The following is a 21,067-nucleotide window of genomic DNA, read 5'->3' on the forward strand; positions in this document are numbered from 1 at the left end:
TACGACGACGCCGGCCGCCACCCGCTGCCGCGTGCGGCCAAGGCCGAGGTGGCGCGCGGCATCGTCGCCCACCTCGCCGGCCTGCTGCCGGCCCGCGGGCGCTGAGCGCAAACGCAACGACAGGCTGGGCCGGCACGCGCCGCCCGCCGGCAAGGAGAGCCGACATGCACCGAATCGACGTCAAGCTGCTCGACGAGCGCCTCAAGACCCATCCCCCCGCCTACGCCACGGAGGGCGCCGCGGGGCTCGACCTGCGCGCCTGTCTGCCCGGCCCGATCACCCTGCACCCGGGCGAGACCACGCTGGTGCCGAGCGGCCTCGCGATCCATCTTTCCGACCCGGGGCTGGCGGCGATGGTGCTGCCACGCTCCGGGCTCGGCCACAAGCACGGCATCGTTCTCGGCAACCTAATCGGGCTGATCGACTCCGACTACCAGGGGCAGATCTTCGTCTCGGTGTGGAACCGTGGGCGCGCGAGCTTCACCATCGAGCCGATGGAGCGCATCGCCCAGCTCGTGGTGGTGCCGGTGCTGCAGGTCGGCTTCAACTTCGTCGAGGGCTTCGAGCAGAGCTCGCGCGGGGCGGACGGCTTCGGCAGCACGGGCAAGCACTGATGCACGCAGGGATTCCTACCGGCGTCCATGTGCTGTGCCGGCGCGAGGGCCGCGTGCTGCTGATGCGCCGTGCCGGAACGGGTTTCTTCGACGGCCTCTTCAGCCTGCCCGGGGGACACGTGGAGCCGGGCGAGTCGGTGCGCGCGGCGGCGCGGCGCGAGCTGCGCGAGGAGACCGGGCTGGAGGTCGAGGAGGGCGAGCTGGCCTGGCTGGGTGTCGTCCATCGGCGCTCGGACACCAATCGCATCGACTTCTTCCTCGCCGCGGAGCGCTTCAGTGGCGAGCCCGCCATCCTCGAGCCGCACAAGTGCGATCGCCTCGAATGGCACGCGCCCGGGGCCCTGCCCGAGCGTACGGTCGAGTACGTGCGCGCCGCGCTCGCGGCCGGCCCGGCGCCGTGGATCCTGGAGCTCGGTTGGAAGGAGGCGGGCACCGCGTAGCCGCCACGCTGTGCGCAGGAGCGACGCCATGGCGAGTGTGGCGGCGGGTCTCGCGCCGGAGGACGTGCTCGCGCTCGGCGTCGATTTCGACCGGAAGCACGCCAAGCCGCGCTCGACGCGCGACGGCGTGCTCGCCGGATGGACGATGCTGCGCTGCGCCAGAGCGGTCCCGGGTGTGCGAGTATTGCCGCACGCGGCGGCCACGCGCTGCCGCCATGCGAACCCTGCAGGAGAGCCGGATGGACCAAAAACGAAGACAATTGCTGCATGCCGTCGGGGGCTTGGGCGTGCTGGGCCTGCTTGCCACCGCCGGTCTGATCTCGCCCGCGCAGGCGCAGGCCGCCGCCGCGCGGCCCGGTTTCGACGCCCGCGAGCTGAACGCGGCGCTCGCCGCGCTGGGGGCGCAGGAGGCCAGTGCGAGCGCCGAGCTGAGTCTCGCCGCCCCCGACATCGCCGAGGTCGCCAACGCCGTCTCGGTCGAGGTGAAGAGCCGCCTGCCCGGCACCGACCGCATCGCGATCCTGGTCGAGAAAAATCCCTTCCCGCTTGCCGCGGTGTTCTCCATCCCGGAGGGCACCCAGCCCGAGGTGATCACCCGGCTGAAAATGGCGCAGAGTGCCGACGTGGTCGCGCTGGTGCGGGCAAACGGCCGCTTCCACATCGCCCGCAAGGCGGTCATCGTCACCATCAGCGGCTGCGGCTGAGCCGCGCCGGCACAGGAGAGCGACTCCATGACAAACCCGATGCGCATCCGCGCGGACGTCCGCGACGGCGTCGCCGACGTCCGCATGCAGGTCCCTCATCCGATGGAGAGCGGCCAGCGCAAGGACGACAAGGGCGCGATCATCCCCGCGCACTTCATCACCCGGCTGGAGGTCCACCACGGCGAACGCCTCGTCTTCGGCGCCGACTTCGGCCCATCCGTTTCGGCCAACCCCTTCCTGCGCTTCCGTTTCAAGGGGGCGGCCGCGGGCGATCGCCTGGTGGCGCGCTGGGTCGATAGCCGCGGCGACAGCCGCAGCGACGAGGCGGTGATCGCCGGCGCGCCGGCCTGAGCGCTTGCCGGCCGGCTCCCGGGCGGGCGCTCAGCTTGAAGCTGCGCCCGCGGCCGGCGGAAAGAGCTTGCAGAAGCGCAGCTCGACCGGGTAGGGGAAGAAGTCCTCGACGTAGCCCTCGCGGATGCGCCGCTGCGCTTCCTGCCAGAACTTCGGCGCGAGCAGGTCGCGGTGGTGCTTGAGGAAGGCCTTGCGCACCCGCGGCACGCCGAGCAGGAAGGTGGCGAACTCCTCCGGGAAGACGTCCATCGGCCCGGCCGAGTACCACGGCTCGCCCGACATCTCCATCTCCTCGTAGGGCGCGGGCGGGATCTTGCGGAAGTTCATGTCGGTCATGTACTCGATCTCGTCGTAGTCGTAGAACACGACGCGACCGTAGCGCGTGACGCCGAAGTTCTTCCACAGCATGTCGCCGGGGAAGATGTTGGCGATGGCGAGCTCGCGGATGGCGTTGCCGTACTCCTTGACCGCCTCTTCCAACTCCGGTTCGCTCGCCTTTTCCAGGTGGAGGTTGAGCGGGATCATGCGGCGCTCGATGTAGAGATGCTTGATGATCACCTTGTCACCGTCGATCTCGAACGAGGACGGTGCGAGCGTGCGCAGCTCTTCCAGCAGTTCGGGGTGGAAGCGCGCCAGCGGCAGCGCCGCGTAGGAGAACTCCAGCGTGTCCGCCATGCGCCCGACGCGGTCGACGTGCTTGACCATCAGGTACTTGCGCTTGACCGTGGCGCGGTCCATGTTCTTCGAGGCGCCGAAAACGTCCTTGATGATCTTGAACACGTAGGGGAAGGAGGGCAGCGTGAACACCAGCATCACCAGGCCGCGGATGCCCGGTGCGATGATGAACTGGTCGTTGGAGTGGCGCAGGTGCGAGACCAGGTCGCGGAAGAACATGGTCTTGCCCTGCTTGCCCAGGCCGAGCATGGTGTATAGCTCGCTCCTCGGCTTGTTGGGCATGATCGAGCGCAGGAACTGCACGTAGCCCGAGGGCACCTCCATGTCGACCAGGAAGTAGGCGCGCGACAGCGAGAACAGCACCGAGATCCGCCACGGGTCGAGGATCAGCGCGTCGAGGTGGAGCAGGCCGCGTTCGTTGTGGCGCACCGCGATCGCGAACGGGCTTTCCTGGTAGCCATTGACCGTCTTGCCGATGATGTAGGCGGTCTTGTTGCGATAGAAGGCCGAGTACAGCACCTGGATCTGGCAGTTGACCTCCATCGCCGGCCACTCGCCGAGGTGGGCCCGCGCCGCGCGCAGCACGAAGTCGACGTCGCGGTCGAGATCCTCGAAGCTGCGCTGCCAGTCGAAGTCCTCGACGATGCGCCGGACGGTGGCGCGCAGGCCGCGGTCGCGCGGGTAGTAGCTCGAGTACACCGGCGGGTAGGACTCGATGTATTCGGTGGAGATCGCCGGGCGCGCGAACAGGTAGTCGTTGTTGAAGTAGCTGCGGTGCAGGATCTTGGTGGTGACCGAGTTGAAGAAGGTCTCGGCGAGCTCGGGCTGGCGGTGGTTGATCAGCATGCCGATGAACTGCAGCTTGACCTGCTGCCAGGTGCTGTCGTCGAGGGAGTCGGCGTCGAACTCGTCGTGCAGTCGCTGCACCGTCTCGTCGACGCGGTCGTCGTAGAACTGCACGCGCTCGCGCACCGCGTCGAGCTGCTTCTGCCACAGCGCGGCCTCGTAGAGTTCCTTGGCGCGGCGCGAGGTCTCGCGAAAGATGCGGTAGTGCTTGTTGAAGCCTTCCACCAGCGCCTGTGCGATCGCCTGCGCGATCGGGCTTTCTCCCGACTGCACGTCCATCGAACCCCTCCGGAGGATCCCGCCGTCGCAGCCGCGGCGGTGTCGAACACGTCGGAAATGGTATCACCGGCCGTGTCCCGGTCGGCGCAGCCATGCTGCGCCGCTTCCTTTCGACCTGCGGATCTTTGGGACATAATCGGCCTCGGATAGGGGGCTGTGCGGCGAGATGCAGCGTGTCCCGCATGCCGTCGCAGCCTTCCGGTCCGTCGTCCGACGGACGTCCCCGTGGCAGTTCGACCACAGCAGCGTCGTGGAATCCATCCGCGGCCATTGAGGGAGGGAGCAGGCATGAGCGAATCCAAGATCAAGGTACCCGCAGGCGGCCAGAAGATCGTCCCGGGGCAGGCCGTTCCGGACAACCCGATCATCCCCTTCATCGAGGGCGACGGCATCGGCGTCGACATCACCCCGGTGATGATCAAGGTGATCGACGCGGCGGTGGACAAGGCCTACGGCGGCAAGAAGAAAATCCACTGGATGGAGGTCTACGCCGGCGAGAAGTCGACGCAGATCTACGGTCCCGACGAGTGGTTGCCGAAGGAGACCTTCGACGCACTGAAGACCTACTCGGTGTCGATCAAGGGCCCGATGACCACCCCGGTGGGCGGCGGCATCCGCTCGCTCAACGTGGCGCTGCGTCAGGAGCTCGACCTCTACCAGTGCGTGCGTCCGGTGCGTTACTTCAAGGGTGTGCCCAGCCCGCTCAAGCAGCCCGAGCTGACCGACATGGTCATCTTCCGCGAGAACACCGAGGACATCTACGCCGGCATCGAATGGCAGGCGCTGTCCGAGGGCGCGAAGAAGGTCATCGACTTTCTGCAGGGCGAGATGGGGGTCAGGAAGATCCGCTTCCCGGCGACCTCGGGCATCGGCATCAAGCCGGTGTCGATCGAGGGCACGACCCGCATCGTGCGCGCCGCGATCAGGTACGCGATCGACAACGACCGCAAGAGTGTGACCCTGGTGCACAAGGGCAACATCATGAAGTTCACCGAGGGCCTGTTCCGCGACACCGGCTACAGGGTGGCGCAGGAGGAGTTCGGCGCGCAGCCGATCGACGGCGGCCCGTGGTGCAAGTTCAAGAACCCGAAGAGCGGTCGCGAGATCCTCGTCAAGGACGCGATCGCCGACGCCTTCCTGCAGCAGATCCTGCTGCGTCCGGCCGAGTACGACGTGATCGCCACGCTCAACCTCAACGGCGACTACATCTCGGACGCGCTTGCCGCGCAGGTGGGCGGCATCGGCATCGCGCCGGGCGCCAACATTTCCGACCAGTACGCCTGCTTCGAGGCCACCCACGGTACCGCGCCCAAGTACGCCGGGCTGGACAAGGTGAACCCGGGCTCGCTGATCCTGTCGGCCGAGATGATGCTGCGCCACCTGGGCTGGAAGGAGGCGGCCGACCTGGTGATCCGGGGCATGGAGGCGGCGATCGCCGACAAGCAGGTCACCTACGACTTCGCGCGCCTGATGGAAGGCGCCAACGAGGTCTCGTGTTCGGAGTTCGGCGACGCGATGATCGCGCGCATGTAGGCGCGGAACCGGCCGGCGCCTCTGCCGGCGGTGACGAACCCGCCCGCTCCCCCCGGAGCCGGCGGGTTTTTTCTTGCTTGTACCTTGCGTCTTGCGCCTCGCTCCTTACGCCTCTGTAAGGGATAAGTAAGACTGATCTTTCTATAATCGCCCCACTGCTGCATGGTCCGGAGCTGTCTCCAGCCTTCGCCCGTGTGGTGGCAGGTGTTTCACTTATAACGAGGAGACATGATGGAAAACAACAGTGCTTCAGGCTATTGGAAAGCCACACTGGGACTCCTGACCAAGATCCTGATCATCTGGTTCGTGGTCTCGTTCGGTGCCGGCATCCTCTTTGCGCCCGCGCTCAACAGCATCTCGCTGGGAGGCTATCCGCTCGGGTTCTGGTTCGCCCACCAAGGCGCGATCTACATCTACATCGCGCTGATCTTCTGGTACGCGAAGAAGATGGGCGACATCGATCGCCAGTTCGACGTCCACGAGGAGTAAGAGGATTATGGATCTCCAAACCGTTACCTACCTGGTGGTCGGCGCCTCGTTCGCGCTGTACATCGGCATCGCCATCTGGGCGCGCGCCGGCAGCACCAGCGAGTTCTACGCCGCGGGCGGCAGCGTGCACCCGATCACCAACGGCATGGCCACGGCGGCCGACTGGATGTCGGCGGCTTCCTTCATCTCCATGGCGGGCCTGATCGCCAACATGGGCTACGGCGGCGGCCTGTTCCTGATGGGCTGGACCGGCGGCTACGTCCTGTTGGCGATGTTGCTGGCGCCGTACCTGCGCAAGTTCGGCAAGTTCACCGTGCCGCAGTTCATCGGCGACCGCTTCTACTCGAAGACGGCTTCGACGGTGGCGGTGGTGTGCCTGTTGACCGCGTCGCTGACCTACATCATCGGTCAGATGACTGGCGTCGGCGTGGCCTTCTCGCGCTTCCTCGGCGTCTCGAGCGACACCGGCATCTACATCGGCCAGGCGATCGTGTTCCTGTACGCGGTGTTCGGCGGCATGAAGGGCATCACCTACACCCAGGTCGCGCAGTACATCGTGCTGATCGCCGCCTACCTGGTGCCGGCCTTCTTCATCTCGCTGCAGCTCACCGGCAACCCGCTGCCGCAGCTCGGCCTCGGGTCGACCATGGCCGGCACCGATGTCTCGCTGCTCGCCAAGCTCGACCTCATCGTGAAGGATCTGGGCTTCGACCAGTACACGACCTCGATCCCGGGCAGCACGCTCAACATGTTCATGTACACCCTGTCGCTGATGATCGGCACCGCGGGCCTGCCGCACGTCATCATGCGCTTCTTCACCGTTCCGACGGTGAAGGACGCGCGCAGCTCGGCGGGTTGGGCGCTGATCTTCATCGCCCTGCTGTACACCACTGCACCTGCGGTCGGCGCGATGGCCAAGCTGAACCTGCACGGCACGGTGAACTCGGCGGTCGGTCTCGAGACCAACGCCGCAGGCAAGCTGGCGGTGAACCCGGCCACGGTCAAGGCCAACGCCGACCTGTACGCCACCGAGTCCAGCCTGCAGTACGAGCAGCGCCCCGAGTGGATGAAGCGTTGGGAGAAGACCGGTCTGCTGAAGTTCGAGGACAAGAACGGCGACGGCCGCATCCAGTACTACAACGACAAGACCAAGGACGCCGATGCCAAGGCCAAGGCCGCGGCCGCGGGTTGGAAGGGCAACGAGCTCACGGTGAACGCCGACATCATGGTGATGGCGAACCCCGAGATCGCGCTGCTGCCCAACTGGGTGATCGCGCTGGTCGCCGCGGGTGGTCTGGCTGCCGCATTGTCGACCGCCGCCGGTCTGCTGATGGCGATCTCGTCCGCGGTGTCGCACGACCTGGTGAAGAACGTGTTTGCGCCGAGCATCAGCGACAAGAACGAGCTGCTGGTGGGCAAGATCTCGATGGCGGTCGCGATCGTGATCTCCGGCTACCTCGGTCTCAACCCGCCGGGCTTCGCCGCCGGTACGGTCGCGCTGGCCTTCGGTATCGCCGCCTCGTCGCTGTTCCCGGCGATCATGATGGGCATCTTCTCCAAGAAGATGAACAAGGAAGGCGCGATCGCGGGCATGCTGGCCGGCCTCTTCGTCACGCTGTTCTACGTGTTCGCGCACAAGGGCATCTTCTTCGTGAAGGGCACCGAGTTCATCGACCTGATCGGCGGCCCGAACAGCTTCTTCGGCATCACGCCGGAAGCCTTCGGTGCGGTGGGTGCGATGGTGAACTTCATCGTTGCGGTCGTGGTCGACAAGGTGACCAAGGAGCCGCCGGAGCACATCCAGCACATGGTCGAGTCGGTGCGTATCCCGCGCGGTTCGAAGCTGGTGGACGGCGCCCACTAAGCAGCGTCCGGCAACTGTCGGGCAGCACCATCCGGCGCGCGCCGGATGGTGCGGACGGAGCCCCGCCGGTCGGATTGGCGGGGCTTTTTATTTCCGGAAAGTGGTACCGTGCAGGACGGCGATCGACTCGCCGCCCATGCTGGAGTCGAGAATGATCCTCAACGCAAGCATCGCCCTCAACTGGATACTGTTCCTCGCCCTGTTCCCGATCGCCTTCTTCTGGTTCCGGCGGGCGTGGCGGATCCTGTTCAGGCGGGATTTCTCCGAGGTCGCGCTGAAGGGCGGCATGCCGCCGCCGAACCCGGAGCGCTATGCGCCCTACACGCTTGCGATCAACCTGATCGGCGGTGGGGTGATCGTCTTCGTGATCCTCGGCATCGTGACCGGCAGCATGGACTTCGACACCTGGACCGCGAGCGCGGGGGTGACGATCTGGATGAAGTTCTTCCTGGATTTCGCGCTCGGCCGGCATGCGCACCCGATCGTGCCGCGGCGCAAGAAGGTCGAGCAAGGCAAGCCCTCTGCAGAGCACTGAAGTACGCCGCATGCCCTGCGAGCGGGCGCCGGCCTTTAGTGCCGGCTGTTGAAGCGGTAGCGCCGGTCGAGCCGGTTCATGGCGAGCACGTAGATCACGATGATCGCGAGATACACCAGCAGCGCCCCTTGGGCGAACAGATAAAAACCCAGCGGAAAGCCGAGAAAGCTCACCGTGTTGAGCGCGCTGGCGAAATATCCTCCGACGAAGGTCACGCCGAACCACACGCCGAGCAGCGTGAAGGTGAGGCGGAGATTGCTGCGCCAGTAGGCGCGCTGGCGTTCGTCGAGTTCCATTCCAGTCGCAGGCGGCCCGCCCGACCCCTCGCGGAGTCGGGCGCTGCGGGCCTTCTTAGTGGTTGCCGTTGCCGTTGGAGAACACCCGCGCCAGCTCGGCCTGGACGTCCTGCGGTGCCGGCTCGTGGCCGCCGGCCTCGAGCACGAACTCGCTCTCGCCGGCGCAGATCGCCTTCAGCCGGCTCTCGAAGCCTTCCAGAGCAGCCATCGGCACGCGCGCCGAGATCAGCGTCCACCCCGGCGCCGGGCTGTCGGTCGCGGTCAGGCGCCCGCGGCGGCCGGCGAGCTCCGCGCTCACCTCGCCGAAGAGCGCATCCGCCACCTTCACCTGCACGTCGAGCAGGGGCTCGAGCAGGATCGGACGCGCGCCCAGCACGGCTTCGAGCAAGGCATGGCGGCCGGCGGTAACGAAGGAGACCTCGTTCGAGTCGACCGCGTGATGCTTGCCATCGGTGACCACGACGCGCAGGTCCTGCAGCGGGAAGCCGGCGAGCGCGCCTTCGGCGAGTGCCTGGCGCACGCCCTTCTCGACTGCGGGCATGAAGTTGGTCGGGATCGTGCCGCCCTTGACCTCGTCGCCCAGTTCGATGCCGGCGCCGCGCGGCAGCGGCTCGACGCGCAGCGCGACCTCGCCGAACTGGCCGGCGCCGCCGCTCTGCTTCTTGTGGCGGTAGCGTGCCTCGGCCACCACGGTGATCGTCTCGCGGTAGGGGATGCTCGGCGTGGCGGTGTCGAGCTGCAGGTTCCAGCGCGTGGAAAGCTCCTCGAGCACGATCTTGAGGTGCTGCTCGCCGAGGCCGCGCACCACGGTGCGGCGGTTGCGCGGATCGAAGCTGACCTCGAGGCAGGGGTCCTCTTCCATCAGGCGGGCGAGCGCCTCGGAGAGCTTCTGCTCGTCGGCCGGCTTGCGTGTCATCAGCGCGAGGCCGAACACCGGCTGCGGCCAGGCGGCGGGGGCGAGGTGGTAGTAGTCCTCGTCGTGCGAGTCGTGCAGCACCGCGTCGCGGGTCAGCTCGTCGACGCGCGCCACCGCGCACAGGTCGCCGGGCACCGCGAGTTGGGTCTCGACCGTGTTCTTGCCCTGCATGCGCAGCAGGTGGGCGACCTTGAAGGGCTTGCGGCCGTCGCCGATGTAGAGCTGCGAGTTGGGCGTGACCTGGCCCTGATGCACCCGGAACAGGCCGAGCTTGCCGCGGTAGGGGTCGTTGGCGATCTGGAAGACATGGGCGACGACGTGGCGCTCGGCATCGAGCGCGACCTCGACCGCTTGCGCCGCCGTGCCCTCGCCCTTGAGGAAGGCGGGCACGTTGGCTTCGGTGGGGTCGGGGGCGAGCTTGCCGAGGATGTCGAGCAGTTCGCGCACGCCGGCGCCGCTGCGCGCGGAGACGAAGCACACCGGCACCAGGTGGCCCTCGCGCAGGGCCTGCTCGAAGGGGGCGTGGAGCTGCTCGGGGTCGAGCGACTCGCCCTGCTCGAGGTACTGCGCCATCAGCGCCTCGTCGAGCTCGACGACCTGGTCGACGATCGCGTCGTGGGCGGCCGAGGGGCTGGAGAAGGCGGTGGCGGCGCTGCCGTCCGGCGCGAAGAAGCAGTCGATGACGCGGCTGCCGTCGGCTGCGGGCAGGTTGATCGGCAGGCACTCGCGGCCGAAGGTGGCGGCGATGGCGTCCATCAGCGCGCCGAGGTCGGCGCCCGGGGCGTCGATCTTGTTGACCACGATCATGCGGCACTTGCCCTTCGCGGCGTCCATCATGCGCCGGGTGCCGCTCTCGATGCCTGCCGCGGCGTTGATCACCACCGCGGCGGTGTCGGCCGCGGGTAGCGCGACCAGGGCGCGGCCGCACAGGTCGGGCAGGCCCGGGGTGTCGAGCAGGTTGATCCAGTGGCCCGCCCACTCCAGGTGCACAAGCGCGGCGTGCAGCGAGTGGCCCATCGCCTTTTCCTGCGGGTCGAAGTCCGCGACCGTATCGCCGCGCTCCACGCTGCCGGGCGCACCGATCTCGCCGGCGGCGGCGAGCAAGGCCTCGACGAGGGTGGTCTTGCCGCTGCCGGCGTGGCCGAAGAGGGCCAGGTTGCGGATGTCGTGAACCGAGCTGGGTGTCATCGTGTGCCTCCCTTGCGATTGAATGCGGATGCCCTCAAGTCTGTGCCTGTCGCGGTGCGAAGGCAATCCGCCGGGGCGATCGCAGTCGGCGGGAGCCGGCGCAGCGAACCGATCGCGCGGGATCGTTCGCGTTCGAGCTACGGTGTATCGCGACTTGCGTCGCTCCCACGGGAGCGGCTGCGCTTCCGGGGCGGTGCTGCGATCGCGACTTGCGTCGCTCTCACGAGAGCGGCTGCGCTTCCGGGGTGGTGCTGCGATCGCGACTTGCGTCGCTCTCACGAGAGCGGCTGCGCTTCCGGGGCTGCGCCGTGATCGCGACTCGCGACGCTCGTACGAAGGCCACCGCGTTTCCGGAACGGCGCCGTAGGAGCGACGCGAGTCGCGATCTCCGGCCTTCCGGCCCGCGCGGGGGCTCAGGCGCTGCGCAGGCCGGCGAGGCGGGTGAGGAGGATGGCTGCCAACGGCAGCACGAGCGCGATCACGGTCACCGAGACCAGCAGCGCGCCGAGCTCGCCATAGTCGGCCGGCGTGGTGATCGCCCCGGTGGCGGCGTCCTTGACCTCGCGCGCGATCGTGTAGAGCTGGTTGAGGTACTTGGTGCCGAGCTGCGAGGCCGACAGCGCGAGGTTGGTGAAGGAGGCCATCACCGCGAAGAAGGTCGCCTTCAGGTGCGGCGGCGCCGAGTTCGCGATCCAGGCCAGCATCGGCACCATCGACACCTGGCCGAGCGGCGACTCGAGCGCGGTGTTGGCGATGGCGATGAAGCGCGCGTCCACCACGCCGCCGGTGTGCGCCGCGGTCCATTCGTGCAGGCCGTGGAACATGCCGATGATCGGCAGCGACAGCGCGGTGGTGGTGACGGTGAGGAAGATCACGATCTGCGCGATCGACTTCTCGGCCATGAAGCGGCGGAAGAGGAACAGGCCGGCGAGCGTCAGCGCGCTGGTGATGAGGTCGAGCCGCGACAGGAAGCTCTGGTCGAAGCCGAGCTCGTCGATCATCCACCAGCTCGCGCCCGCGCCCGGGCCGGGCAGGGCGCGGAAGGCGAAGATGATGATCACCGTGCCGAGCAGGGTGCGCGCGGCCTCGGGCGAGAGCTCGCGCAGCAGGCGGCTGATCATGAAGCCGATGATGGTGAACGAGGCCGCGAAGATGATCTCCTGGCCGTATTCGATGCCGGACAGCCCGACAGTGATGGTCAGCGCCACGAACACCGCGCTGCCGCCGAGGATCCACCCGTTGGGCGTGGTCTTCTCTTCCGGATCGTGGAGCAGGCGGTCGATGTCGGCGCGGCTGCGCCCGAGCGCGGCCAGCCGCTTCGCCTCGCGGCGCTTGAGGAAGCCGCCGAGCAGCACGCCGCTCACCGACAGCAGCGGGATGATCAGCGCGAGCTCGTAGATGCGCAGGTAGATCGAGACCTTCTCCACCTCGGGCAGGGCCTCCGAGCCCTGGAACATCACCACGTTGGCGAGCGACACCAGCACCGTGCCGCCGATGATCGCCACCCGGCCGAGCATCTGCATGGTGGTGTGCATCAGGCGGACTGCTTCCGGCGGGATCGGCTCGCCGCGCGCGTCCAGCCGCGGCACGGCCTCGACCGTCATGGCGTCGGCCACCGCGTCCTGCATCACGTAGCCCACCGGCGACAGCAGCACCGACAGCACGAACCAGGCCTCGATCGGCATCACCGCGCGCATCGCATCCGGGTTGCCGATGAGCCCGATCATGACCAGCAGGCTGGCGGCGATCAGCGTGGCGCCCAGATAGACCAGCCCGGCCTTGTAGCGCCACAGCAGGTCCACCAGATGCCCGATCGGCATCTTCAGCGCCCACGGGATACCGGCCCAGAAGCCGAGTGCGGCGAGGAAGGCAGCCGACAGGCCGAGGTAGTCCTTGACGAAGAAGGTGCCGACGATGCCGGTGAGGCCCGAGACGCCCGCCGCGCAATACACCATCAGCGGTGGCAGGTAGGAGAGCCGCATCTCGCGGCCGAGCTCGAGCAGGTTGCGGTCGAGCCAGCGGTAGATGGCGTGCAGCACTTGGTCGGCCCCTCGTCGTCGGGTCGTGTCGGATTCTGTTTGTTCTGGCGTCTTGCGCGCCCCGGACAGCCGTCAGCTCGCGAACAGCCGCTCCACCCAGGGCATGATCCAGGGCAGGGACACCGCGGTGATCAGTCCGTTCAATCCCATCGCCAGCGCGGCGAAGGCGCCCGCCTGCTCGCTGACCTGGAAGGCGCGCGCGGTGCCGATGCCGTGCGAGGCGATGCCGATCGCGAAGCCGCGCACGGCGTGATCGCCGATGTGCAGGCGATTCAGTACGCTGCGGCCGGCCACCGCGCCGATGATGCCGGCGCTGATCACCAGCACCGCGGTGAGCGAGGGCAGGCCGCCGATGCGCTCGGCCACGCCCATGGCGATCGGCGTGGTCACGCTCTTGGGGGCGAGCGACATCAGCGATTCGCGGCTGCCGCCGAGCAGGGCGCCGATGCCCCAGGCCGACAGCGCCGCGGTCAGCGAGCCGGCGACGAGCGCGATCAGCAACGGGCCGGCCATCGACTTCAGGCGCGGCCACTGCGCGTGGAGCGGGATCGCCAGTGCGACCGTGGCCGGGCCGAGCAGGAAGTGCACGAACTGCGCGCCGTCGAAATAGCGCTGGTAGGGCGTACCGGTGGCGAGCAGCAGGCTGGCGAGGATGGCCACGCTGATCAGCACCGGGTTGGCGATCGGATGGAAGCCGACGCGCTTGTAGATCCAGAATGCAGCCTGGTAGGCGAGCAGGGTCAGCGTCAGCCCGAGGAGTGGCGAGGTGGACAGATAGACCCAGATTTCCTCGAGGTTCGGGTTCATTTGCCGGCCTCCGTCGTCGGCTTCGGGCGCTTGTGGGTGAGTGCCTGGAGCACCAGCGCGGTCACCGCCAGTGCGAGGAAGGTGCTGAGGAACAGCGCCACCACCAGCGGCAGCCATTCGGCGGCGATGCGGTCGCCGTAGATGACGATGCCGGTGCCCGCCGGCACGAACAGCAGTGACAGGTGCTGCAGCAACTGGCCGGAGGTCTGGCGCAGATCCTCGCCCGGACCGCCGCGCACGAGCAGCGCGAGGAAGAGCAGGGCCATGCCGATCACCGGGCCGGGAATCGGCAGCGCCAGCGCGCGCGCGATCACCTCGCCGACGAGCTGGAAGACGAGAAGCAGGGTCAGGGCGGCGATCATGGTCGGAGTCCCTCGCGAAGTCACTGGAAGGGGGCGCCGAACGGGGGCGCCGGACGGGGGCCGGAGGAGGCAGGCGAAACGAGCTTACAGCAGGGCGTGGCCGACCGCGCGCACCGCGATGCCGACCATCGCGCCGAGCGCGGCCGGCCTCCACACCGCCGCCACGCGCCGGCCGGCCGAGATCAGCACCGCCACGCCGGCGACGTCGAAGGGGTGGATCAGGAAGCCGGCACTCGCGTTCAGGGTGGCGACGGTGGTCGTGCCCGCCTTCAGCATCTCGTCCATCACGCCCATCATCGCGGTGCCGCCAGCGATGTACTTGGTGAGCGTGAGCAGGATCAGCGCGGGGTCGAGCTCGAACGCGCGCAGCAGCGGGGCGAGCAGCGCGGTGAGCGCGTCGATGCCGCCGCTTGCGCGCAGCGCCATCACCGCCACCAGCGCGAGCACCAGCATCGGGATCGCGCCGACCGAGATCTTGAAGGCCTCGGCGCCGGCGCGGTTGATGACGTCGAGCACACCCTTGGCGTCGTCGGCGACGCGGTGGTGCAGGGTCTCGTCCAGTGGCGCTTCGGCCGCCGACAGGCCGCGGCCGAAGCCATGGTAGGTCACCGCGGCGGCCGCCAGTCCGCCGAGCACCGACAGCACCAGCGCCGGCCCGAAGGCGAGTCCCATCGAGGCCATCGGGAAAGTCACGTTGGCCTGCGCCATCGCCATCACCATGGCCAGCGTGGCGGCGAGGTGGCGGTCGGACGCGCCGCGCCCTTCCATCATGGTGAGCGTGGCCACCGGCGCGGCGAAGCTCACCAGGTTGATCTGCAGCGCGGCGAACACGCCCAGCCCGGTGAGCCCGAGCGGGCGCAGCAGCGGCGCCAGGCGGGCGACCACCCAGTCGAGCACACCGCGCGCCTCGAGCAGGCGCATCAGCGACAGCATCACCACCATGATCGGCAGCAGCACGAAGAGGGAGAGCTCGACCGCCGAGCGGCCGGCCTCGAGGATGATGCGGGTGAGTTGGTCCATCGGCGGTGGGCAAGCGGTTTGCTGCAGTGCAAAAAACAGAATGATACCGTGTCCGGCGGGACGCCCGTGCAAGCCGGCAGCACGGCCACCGCCGATGCTCCGCTACGCAGCCCCGTCCACTGCGGGGCGTGCAGCGCCCGGGCGGAACACCCGCACGCCGCCGAGCACCCCGGCGATCAGCAGCGCGATCCCCGCGCTCTCGGCCATGCCCGGCCAGCGTCCGTACCACAGGAAGGCGTAGAGCAGCGCGGCGAGCGTCTCGAACACGATCAGCTGGCCCACCAGTGCGGCCGGCAGCAGGTGGCTGGCGCGGTTCCACAGCAGGGTGCCGAGCCAGGACGCGGCCAGGCCGAGCAGGATGCACATGCCGACGAAGGCCTCGGGGCGCGGCCCGAGCGGCCAGGCGAAGCCCGCTCCGCCGGGCGCGAGCCGGGTGTCCCACAGCCAGTAGCCGATGCCGGCGACGATCGCCACCGGCAGCGTCGCCAGCCCCTGCGCGGTCGCCCATGCGCGCGACAGCCCGGCACCGCGTGCGCGCAGCCAGCGGCTGTTGCGGATCGGATACCAGGTCCAGCAGGCGAGCGCGCACAGCCCGAAGCCGATGCCCAGCAGGTAGTCGGCGGAGGCGTCGGCGGGCAGTGCGTGCGCGCTCGCCGAATGCACCGCGAACAGGCCGCCGAGGATGAGCGCCAGCGGTGCTGCGAGGCGGATCCACGGCGCGCTGTCCTCGCCGCCGCCGTGGTGGCGGTCGAGCAGGTTCGCGGTGATCGCGATCACCACTGGCAGGGTGCCGATGATCAGGGTCGGCACCGGCCCGCCGGCGAGCTGGATCGCGCTCGCCAACGTGGCGTAGTAGACCAGGTTGCCGACCAGCGCGAGCTTGACCGCCTCGATCCAGTCCGCGCGCGTGAGGCGGGCGAGCGCCGCGCGATCGAACCACGCCAGCCCGAGCGCGAGCACGCCGAAGGCGAGGTAGCGCCCGATCGCGAGCATGAAGGGCGGGTAGTCGGCGAGCAGCAGCGGGGTGAGGAACACCAGGCCCCAGAGCAGGCCCGCGCCGAGCGCGGCGGAGAGACCGGCGAGCATCGGCGCGCTCAGAGCGTCTTGCCGAAATAGTAGACGGTGAGCACGCCGCCGACCGCGATGATGAAGCGGCGCAGCCACAGCGCCGGCAGCTTGCGCGCCACCGCCGCACCCCAGTAGCCGCCGATCGTCGCGGTCACCAGCATGACCAGCGTGTGCGGCCACGACACCGCGTCGGCGATCACGAAGGTCGCCACCGCGACGCTGTAGATCACCGCAGACAGCCAGTTCTTCAGCGCGTTGATCTCGTGCACGTCCTTGAAGCCCTGGATGGCGAGCGCGGCGATCATCAGGATGCCCATGCCGGCGCCGAAGAAGCCGCCATAAAGGGAAACCGCGAGCTGGAATACGTAGCCGCCCGGGCCGATATGGCGTTCGTCGACCCCTTCTGGAGATGGCTTCCATTTTTTCACCAGCGCGGAGATCTGCGCGCTGAAGGCGAACAATACGGTGGCAAGCAGCAGCAACCAGGGGATCAACTGCGCGAACGCGGCATTGGAAGTGGCCAGCAGCAGCAGGCCGCCGCCGATGCCGCCGACGAAGGCGATCACCGAGAGCATCGGCAGGCTGCGCGAGAAGCGCTTGAGCTCGCGCCGGAACGCCCATGCGCCGGCAAGGCTGCCCGGCCACAGCGAGACCGAGTTGCTCGCGTTGGCCACCACCGGCGGCACGCCGATCGCGAGCAAGGCGGGGAAGGAGAAGAAGGTGCCGCCGCCGGCGACCGAGTTCACCGCGCCTGCGGCGAATGCGGCGGCCCCGATGAGGGCGATCTCGAAGAGGGTGAGGCCGGACATGTGGAGGGCGGGACGTCGGGGAGGGCTGGGTCGACAGGCGTGGTCCGTGCCGGAGTGCGGCCGGCCCGCAAATGGCGCGGCTGCCACGGGGGCGCACCCCCGTGGCGCTGCGTTCTTGCTCGGGCTGGTCTCCTCCGCCCTGAATTGGCGCGCATTCTAATGGAGGCAAATAGCAAAATGTAGGTGTGGGAGAAGAATTTTCTATCGAATACGGGTTCTCCCCGATGCTTCGCGCCCTCGCGTCTGCCGCCACCTCCCCCGGTGATCCACCCGCCCCGGCGGGCCGCATGCGGTGTTGCCGCGCCCTTCGCGCTGGGTTAAGATGCGCGCCCTTGGCCGGTGTAGCTCAGTTGGTAGAGCAGCGCATTCGTAATGCGAAGGTCGGGAGTTCGAGTCTCTTCTCCGGCACCAATGGTTTCAAGCACTCAGGGCGGTCCTTCGGGGTCGCCCTTTTTGCTTTTCAGCTGGCATGTAGCCGTCCTGCAAGCGCCTCGCGGAAGCGATGTGCCGAGTCGCCGAGGGCGTGCGTCCTGCCCGGGCCGCCGGGCTCCCGCTTGCGAGGCCGCTGGGTTATCGTGTCGGTTCCCATTCCAATTGTCTCCGGCCTTGCAGCGATCGCCCTCGATTCCGCGCCGAGGGACGCGGAGCGCCGCTGATGGGGCCGGACGGAGACCGAACATGAAGACTTCCCTGATCCTTACCCTGGTCGGCCCCGATCGTCCCGGCCTGGTGAGCGCGGTGTCGGCCTGCGCCGGCGCCCACGGCGCGAACTGGATGGAGAGCCGCCTGACCCGGCTGGCCGGGCAGTTCGCCGGCGTCGTGCGCCTCGAAGTGGATGCCGCGGCGGCCGACGCGCTCGAGCGCGGCCTGAGCGGGCTGGTTGCGGAAGGGCTCAAGCTGGCCGTCGTGCGGGCCGATGCGGGCGCCGCTGCGCAGGCGCGCCTGGCGCGTCTCGAGCTCGTCGGCCACGATCGTCCCGGCATCGTGCGCGACATTTCGGCCGTGCTCGCTCGCCACGGCCTCAGCATCGATGCGCTGGAGACGGCTTGCGAGAGTGCCTCGATGAGCGGCGAGCCGCTCTTTCGCGCGCGCGCGGAGCTGGCGGTGCCGGCAGGGGTCGGCCTCGCTGCGGTGCGCAACGACCTGGAGGCGCTCGCGAACGAGCTGATGGTCGATCTCGATTTCGAGGAAGTGTCCGAGCCGGCCGGCTGAGGACTCGCGGAGTTCGCGGGGGCGTGGCGCGTGCCGCGCATCCGCTCGACATGCCGGGGCTCCGCGGTGTTCGCGTGCGCTTGCGCGCGCGCCACGTTGGGGCAGCGACGTGGCGATCCGATTGACGCCTACGTCAACGTAATTTAAGGTGCTGCGCTGCAGCGGACGGCGTCCGCCGTCACCGATTTTTCGAGGAGAAAGGCGATGCAGATCGAGAATGGCGTATTCGTGATCACGGGTGGTGGCTCGGGCCTGGGCGCGGCGAGCGCGCGCATGCTGGTCGAAGCCGGTGGCCGCGTGGTGCTGGCCGACGTCAACGCGCAGGCGGGCGAGGCGCTCGCCGCTGAGCTCGGCGCTGCGGCCTGCTTCGTGCAGACCGACGTCACCGATGCCGACAGCGCCAAGGCGGCGATCGATACTGCGGTGCAGCGCTTCGGAGGCCTCAATGGCCTGGTCAGCTGCGCCGGTGTGGCGCCAGCCGAAAAGGTGGTGGGCCGCGAGGGGCCGCATCGGCTCGAGAGCTTCGCGCGTACCGTTTCGATCAACCTGATCGGCACCTTCAACATGTTGCGCCTCGCCGCCGACGTCATGAGCAAGGCCGAGCCCAATGCCGGCGGCGAGCGTGGCGTGATCGTGAATACCGCGTCGGTGGCCGCCTTCGACGGCCAGGTCGGACAGGCCGGCTACGCCTCGTCCAAGGCTGGCGTGGTCGGACTCACGCTGCCGGTGGCGCGCGAGCTGTCCCGCTTCGGCATCCGCGTAATGGCCATTGCCCCCGGCATCATGGAGACGCCGATGTTGATGGGCATGCCGCAAGAGGTGCAGGACTCGCTCGGCAAGATGGTTCCCTTCCCCTCGCGTCTGGGCAAGCCCGCCGAGTTCGCCGCGCTGGTGCGCCACATCGTCGAGAACGCCTACCTGAACGGCGAGGTGATCCGCCTCGACGGCGCGATCCGCATGGCCGCCAAGTAAGAAGGCGTCGCACCGCAGCAGCCGCCTGCCGGCGATGCTGCGGTGCAATAGCCGGGGCGGGTGAATTATGTTATTAAATCGGTTCCAATTCTTCCCGCCCCGCGCATGTGCGCTCGGGGCGGTTTCGCTTGGCGCCGATGACTCCTGTAGAACAGCCCGTTTCCGCGGCCGCCGCCGCAGCCGATGCCGCCGCGGATCGCGACTGCTATCACTGCGGTCTGCCGATCCCTCCCGAGACGCGGCACTACGTGCGCATCGACGGCCGCGAGCGGCGCATGTGCTGCGTCGGCTGCGAGGCGGTGGCGCAGTCGATCGTCGATAACGGCCTGGTGGATTACTACCGCCATCGCGACGCGATGCCCGAGACGCGGCGCGAGGCCATGCCGGTCGAACTGCAGGAGCTCGGCCTCTTCGATCACCCCGACTTCCAGAAGAGCTTCGTGCGCCCGGTCGGCGAGCACGAGCGCGAAGCCGCGTTGATCCTCGAGGGCATCACCTGCGCCGCCTGCGTGTGGCTCAACGAGAACCACGTCGCCCGCCTGTCCGGCGTGTCGGCGATCGAGATCAACTACGCCACCCGGCGTGCGCGCGTGCGCTGGGACGAGCGCCGGATCAAGCTTTCCGACATCCTCGCCGCGATCCAGGCGATCGGCTACCGCGCCTATCCCTACGACGCCGAGCGTTCCGAGCAGCTCGCCCATCGTGAGCGGCGCTCGATGCTGTGGCGGGTGTTCGTCGCCGGCTTCGGCATGATGCAGGTGATGATGTACGCCTTCCCGGTCTACGTGGCCGGCGAGGGCGACATGACCTGGGACATCGAGCAGCTGCTGCGCTGGGCCAGCCTGCTGCTGACGCTCCCGGTGGTGCTGTATTCGGCCGCGCCCTTCTTCCAGCGCGCCTGGCGAGACCTGCGCCTGCGCCGCCTGGGCATGGACGTGCCGGTCGCGCTCGGCGTGGGCAGCGCCTTCGCCGCCAGCCTGTGGGCGACGCTGACCGACGGGCCGGAAGTCTATTTCGATTCGGTGACGATGTTCGTGTTCTTCCTGCTCGGCGGGCGCTACCTCGAGATGATCGCGCGCCAGAAGGCGGTACGCGGGGTGGAGGAATTGGGCAAAGCCTTGCCCTCGTTCGCCGAGCGCATCGCCGGCTGGCCGGGGGAGTCCGCCGGCGAACGCGTGCCGACCTCGCAGCTGGTGGCGGGGGACGTGCTGCGTGTGCGCCCGGGCGAGGTGATCCCGGTCGATGGTCTGGTGGTCGAGGGTCGCGGCGAGGCCAACGAGGCGCTGCTGACCGGCGAGAGCATGCCGGTCCCCAAGGTGGTCGGCGATCGTGTCACCGGCGGCAGTATCAACGTATCCTCGCCGCTGCTGGTGCGCGTCGAGCAGGTCGGCGACGCCACTCGGCTGGCGGCGATCCGTCGCCTCATGGAACGCGCAGCGACCGAGAAGCCGCGCATCGCCTCGCTTTCGGACCGCATCGCCGCCTACTTCATCGTCACCTTGCTGGTGCTGGCCGCGGGGACCGGGGTGGCCTGGTATCTGATCGATCCCGCGCGTGCGCTATGGGTCTTCGTGTCGGTGCTTGTGGTCGCATGTCCGTGCGCGCTCTCGCTCGCCACGCCGACTGCGCTCACCGTGGCCACGGACACGCTGGCGCGCATGGGTGTGCTGGTGACGCGCGGGCATGCGATCGAAACGCTGGCGCGGGCCAATCGTTTCGTCTTCGACAAGACCGGCACCCTCACGCTCGGCAAGATGCGGGTGGAGGAGGTGTGCGCGCTCGGCAGCGTGGGCGCGGACCGGCTGGTGGTGCTGGCCGCGGCGATCGAGCAGGGCTCTGCGCACCCGGTTGCTGCCGGCCTGCGCGCGGCGGCGGGTGAGGCGGCCTTGCCGGCGGTGGCCGAGCTGGCTGCCGAGACCGGGCAGGGGATGCACGGCGTGGTCGAGGGCGAGCGCCTCTGGATCGGCCGCCCGGGCTGGGTCGCGGGTGTCGCCGGCCTCGCCGCGCCTGCTGCGCTCGCGGGCTTCGCCGCGCCCGGCGGCACGGTG

General features: G+C 68.6%; 20 protein-coding genes and 1 tRNA gene. 12 read left to right on the forward strand and 9 right to left on the reverse strand.

What is annotated here, in order from left to right; genetic code table 11:
- Nucleotides 1-164: 164 nt before the first annotated feature.
- From dut to soxZ, 4 genes are all read left to right on the forward strand, one after another.
- On the forward strand, nt 165-614 hold the full coding sequence (gene dut, locus C665_RS11475; RefSeq protein ID WP_004310222.1) for a dUTP diphosphatase: 450 nt from the start codon (nt 165-167) through the stop codon (nt 612-614).
- Complete coding sequence (locus C665_RS11480; protein WP_012584937.1) at nt 614-1,054, forward strand: NUDIX hydrolase; 441 nt, start codon at nt 614-616, stop codon at nt 1,052-1,054. Before dut ends, C665_RS11480 begins: the two co-directional genes overlap by 1 nt.
- 239 nt (nt 1,055-1,293) lie before the next feature.
- Nucleotides 1,294-1,758 (forward strand): thiosulfate oxidation carrier protein SoxY, encoded by a 465-nt coding sequence (soxY, locus tag C665_RS11485; protein WP_012584938.1) that lies wholly within the window; start codon nt 1,294-1,296, stop codon nt 1,756-1,758.
- A 27-nt stretch (nt 1,759-1,785) separates the two neighbouring features.
- Nucleotides 1,786-2,109: a thiosulfate oxidation carrier complex protein SoxZ gene (soxZ, locus tag C665_RS11490; protein WP_012584939.1), complete on the forward strand. Its 324-nt coding sequence runs from the start codon at nt 1,786-1,788 to the stop codon at nt 2,107-2,109.
- Nucleotides 2,110-2,139: 30 nt separating this feature from the next.
- Here the strand turns inward: soxZ and aceK are convergent, their stop codons facing one another.
- Nucleotides 2,140-3,909, reverse strand: coding sequence for a bifunctional isocitrate dehydrogenase kinase/phosphatase (gene aceK, locus C665_RS11495; protein ID WP_004310227.1), 1,770 nt, complete (start codon nt 3,907-3,909; stop codon nt 2,140-2,142).
- 288 nt (nt 3,910-4,197) lie between these two features.
- Here aceK and icd point away from each other — a divergent pair, with 288 nt between their 5' ends.
- From icd to C665_RS11515, 4 genes are all read left to right on the forward strand, one after another.
- Nucleotides 4,198-5,442, forward strand: a complete 1,245-nt coding sequence (gene icd, locus C665_RS11500; RefSeq protein WP_004310228.1) for an NADP-dependent isocitrate dehydrogenase — start codon at nt 4,198-4,200, stop codon at nt 5,440-5,442.
- A gap of 228 nt (nt 5,443-5,670) precedes the next feature.
- Nucleotides 5,671-5,931 (forward strand): DUF4212 domain-containing protein, encoded by a 261-nt coding sequence (locus C665_RS11505; RefSeq protein ID WP_004310229.1) that lies wholly within the window; start codon nt 5,671-5,673, stop codon nt 5,929-5,931.
- Between the two features lie 7 nt (nt 5,932-5,938).
- A complete protein-coding gene (locus C665_RS11510) occupies nt 5,939-7,795 on the forward strand; it encodes a sodium:solute symporter family protein (protein ID WP_004310231.1) in 1,857 nt (618 codons plus the stop codon).
- A gap of 151 nt (nt 7,796-7,946) precedes the next feature.
- Nucleotides 7,947-8,330: a hypothetical protein gene (locus tag C665_RS11515; protein WP_004310233.1), complete on the forward strand. Its 384-nt coding sequence runs from the start codon at nt 7,947-7,949 to the stop codon at nt 8,328-8,330.
- 35 nt (nt 8,331-8,365) lie between these two features.
- On the opposite strand, the gene C665_RS11520 is transcribed toward C665_RS11515, so the two are convergent.
- The 8 genes from C665_RS11520 to C665_RS11555 form a co-directional block, all read right to left on the reverse strand.
- A complete protein-coding gene (locus tag C665_RS11520; RefSeq protein WP_004310234.1) occupies nt 8,366-8,626 on the reverse strand; it encodes a DUF4212 domain-containing protein in 261 nt (86 codons plus the stop codon).
- Nucleotides 8,627-8,681: 55 nt separating this feature from the next.
- Nucleotides 8,682-10,730 (reverse strand): elongation factor G, encoded by a 2,049-nt coding sequence (gene fusA / locus C665_RS11525; RefSeq protein WP_004310236.1) that lies wholly within the window; start codon nt 10,728-10,730, stop codon nt 8,682-8,684.
- Nucleotides 10,731-11,143: 413 nt separating this feature from the next.
- Nucleotides 11,144-12,769 (reverse strand): MFS transporter, encoded by a 1,626-nt coding sequence (locus tag C665_RS11530; RefSeq protein WP_004310238.1) that lies wholly within the window; start codon nt 12,767-12,769, stop codon nt 11,144-11,146.
- 72 nt (nt 12,770-12,841) lie between these two features.
- Nucleotides 12,842-13,576: an LrgB family protein gene (locus C665_RS11535; protein WP_004310240.1), complete on the reverse strand. Its 735-nt coding sequence runs from the start codon at nt 13,574-13,576 to the stop codon at nt 12,842-12,844.
- Nucleotides 13,573-13,938 (reverse strand): CidA/LrgA family protein, encoded by a 366-nt coding sequence (locus C665_RS11540; RefSeq protein WP_004310242.1) that lies wholly within the window; start codon nt 13,936-13,938, stop codon nt 13,573-13,575. Before C665_RS11540 ends, C665_RS11535 begins: the two co-directional genes overlap by 4 nt.
- A gap of 84 nt (nt 13,939-14,022) precedes the next feature.
- Nucleotides 14,023-14,958, reverse strand: coding sequence for a nucleoside recognition domain-containing protein (locus tag C665_RS11545; protein WP_004310243.1), 936 nt, complete (start codon nt 14,956-14,958; stop codon nt 14,023-14,025).
- A gap of 102 nt (nt 14,959-15,060) precedes the next feature.
- Nucleotides 15,061-16,044, reverse strand: coding sequence for a DMT family transporter (locus C665_RS11550; protein WP_004310245.1), 984 nt, complete (start codon nt 16,042-16,044; stop codon nt 15,061-15,063).
- 8 nt (nt 16,045-16,052) lie between these two features.
- Entirely contained in the window at nt 16,053-16,835 is a 783-nt protein-coding gene (locus C665_RS11555) for a sulfite exporter TauE/SafE family protein (protein WP_004310247.1), read from the reverse strand.
- 335 nt (nt 16,836-17,170) lie between these two features.
- Between C665_RS11555 and C665_RS11560 the strand changes: the two genes are divergently transcribed.
- The 4 genes from C665_RS11560 to C665_RS11575 form a co-directional block, all read left to right on the forward strand.
- Nucleotides 17,171-17,246 (forward strand) — tRNA-Thr (locus C665_RS11560).
- A 267-nt stretch (nt 17,247-17,513) separates the two neighbouring features.
- Nucleotides 17,514-18,047 (forward strand): glycine cleavage system transcriptional repressor, encoded by a 534-nt coding sequence (locus C665_RS11565; protein WP_004310249.1) that lies wholly within the window; start codon nt 17,514-17,516, stop codon nt 18,045-18,047.
- Between the two features lie 204 nt (nt 18,048-18,251).
- On the forward strand, nt 18,252-19,019 hold the full coding sequence (locus tag C665_RS11570) for an SDR family NAD(P)-dependent oxidoreductase (protein WP_004310250.1): 768 nt from the start codon (nt 18,252-18,254) through the stop codon (nt 19,017-19,019).
- A gap of 137 nt (nt 19,020-19,156) precedes the next feature.
- On the forward strand, nt 19,157-21,067 hold a 1,911-nt coding region (locus tag C665_RS11575), incomplete at its 3' end, for a heavy metal translocating P-type ATPase (protein ID WP_040829097.1).

It is taken from the genome of Thauera aminoaromatica S2, assembly GCF_000310185.1.
GTDB lineage: Bacteria > Pseudomonadota > Gammaproteobacteria > Burkholderiales > Rhodocyclaceae > Thauera > Thauera aminoaromatica.

What these genes read in the sequence shown, in the direction of transcription:
- dut (WP_004310222.1), top strand. Translation starts at nt 165, where the DNA reads ATGCACCGAATCGACGTCAAGCTGCTCGACGAGCGCCTCAAGACCCAT.
- C665_RS11480 (WP_012584937.1), top strand. Translation starts at nt 614, where the DNA reads ATGCACGCAGGGATTCCTACCGGCGTCCATGTGCTGTGCCGGCGCGAG.
- soxY (WP_012584938.1), top strand. Translation starts at nt 1,294, where the DNA reads ATGGACCAAAAACGAAGACAATTGCTGCATGCCGTCGGGGGCTTGGGC.
- soxZ (WP_012584939.1), top strand. Translation starts at nt 1,786, where the DNA reads ATGACAAACCCGATGCGCATCCGCGCGGACGTCCGCGACGGCGTCGCC.
- aceK (WP_004310227.1), bottom strand. Translation starts at nt 3,909, where the DNA reads ATGGACGTGCAGTCGGGAGAAAGCCCGATCGCGCAGGCGATCGCACAG.
- icd (WP_004310228.1), top strand. Translation starts at nt 4,198, where the DNA reads ATGAGCGAATCCAAGATCAAGGTACCCGCAGGCGGCCAGAAGATCGTC.
- C665_RS11505 (WP_004310229.1), top strand. Translation starts at nt 5,671, where the DNA reads ATGATGGAAAACAACAGTGCTTCAGGCTATTGGAAAGCCACACTGGGA.
- C665_RS11510 (WP_004310231.1), top strand. Translation starts at nt 5,939, where the DNA reads ATGGATCTCCAAACCGTTACCTACCTGGTGGTCGGCGCCTCGTTCGCG.
- C665_RS11515 (WP_004310233.1), top strand. Translation starts at nt 7,947, where the DNA reads ATGATCCTCAACGCAAGCATCGCCCTCAACTGGATACTGTTCCTCGCC.
- C665_RS11520 (WP_004310234.1), bottom strand. Translation starts at nt 8,626, where the DNA reads ATGGAACTCGACGAACGCCAGCGCGCCTACTGGCGCAGCAATCTCCGC.
- fusA (WP_004310236.1), bottom strand. Translation starts at nt 10,730, where the DNA reads ATGACACCCAGCTCGGTTCACGACATCCGCAACCTGGCCCTCTTCGGC.
- C665_RS11535 (WP_004310240.1), bottom strand. Translation starts at nt 13,576, where the DNA reads ATGAACCCGAACCTCGAGGAAATCTGGGTCTATCTGTCCACCTCGCCA.
- C665_RS11540 (WP_004310242.1), bottom strand. Translation starts at nt 13,938, where the DNA reads ATGATCGCCGCCCTGACCCTGCTTCTCGTCTTCCAGCTCGTCGGCGAG.
- C665_RS11545 (WP_004310243.1), bottom strand. Translation starts at nt 14,958, where the DNA reads ATGGACCAACTCACCCGCATCATCCTCGAGGCCGGCCGCTCGGCGGTC.
- C665_RS11550 (WP_004310245.1), bottom strand. Translation starts at nt 16,044, where the DNA reads ATGCTCGCCGGTCTCTCCGCCGCGCTCGGCGCGGGCCTGCTCTGGGGC.
- C665_RS11555 (WP_004310247.1), bottom strand. Translation starts at nt 16,835, where the DNA reads ATGTCCGGCCTCACCCTCTTCGAGATCGCCCTCATCGGGGCCGCCGCA.
- C665_RS11565 (WP_004310249.1), top strand. Translation starts at nt 17,514, where the DNA reads ATGAAGACTTCCCTGATCCTTACCCTGGTCGGCCCCGATCGTCCCGGC.
- C665_RS11570 (WP_004310250.1), top strand. Translation starts at nt 18,252, where the DNA reads ATGCAGATCGAGAATGGCGTATTCGTGATCACGGGTGGTGGCTCGGGC.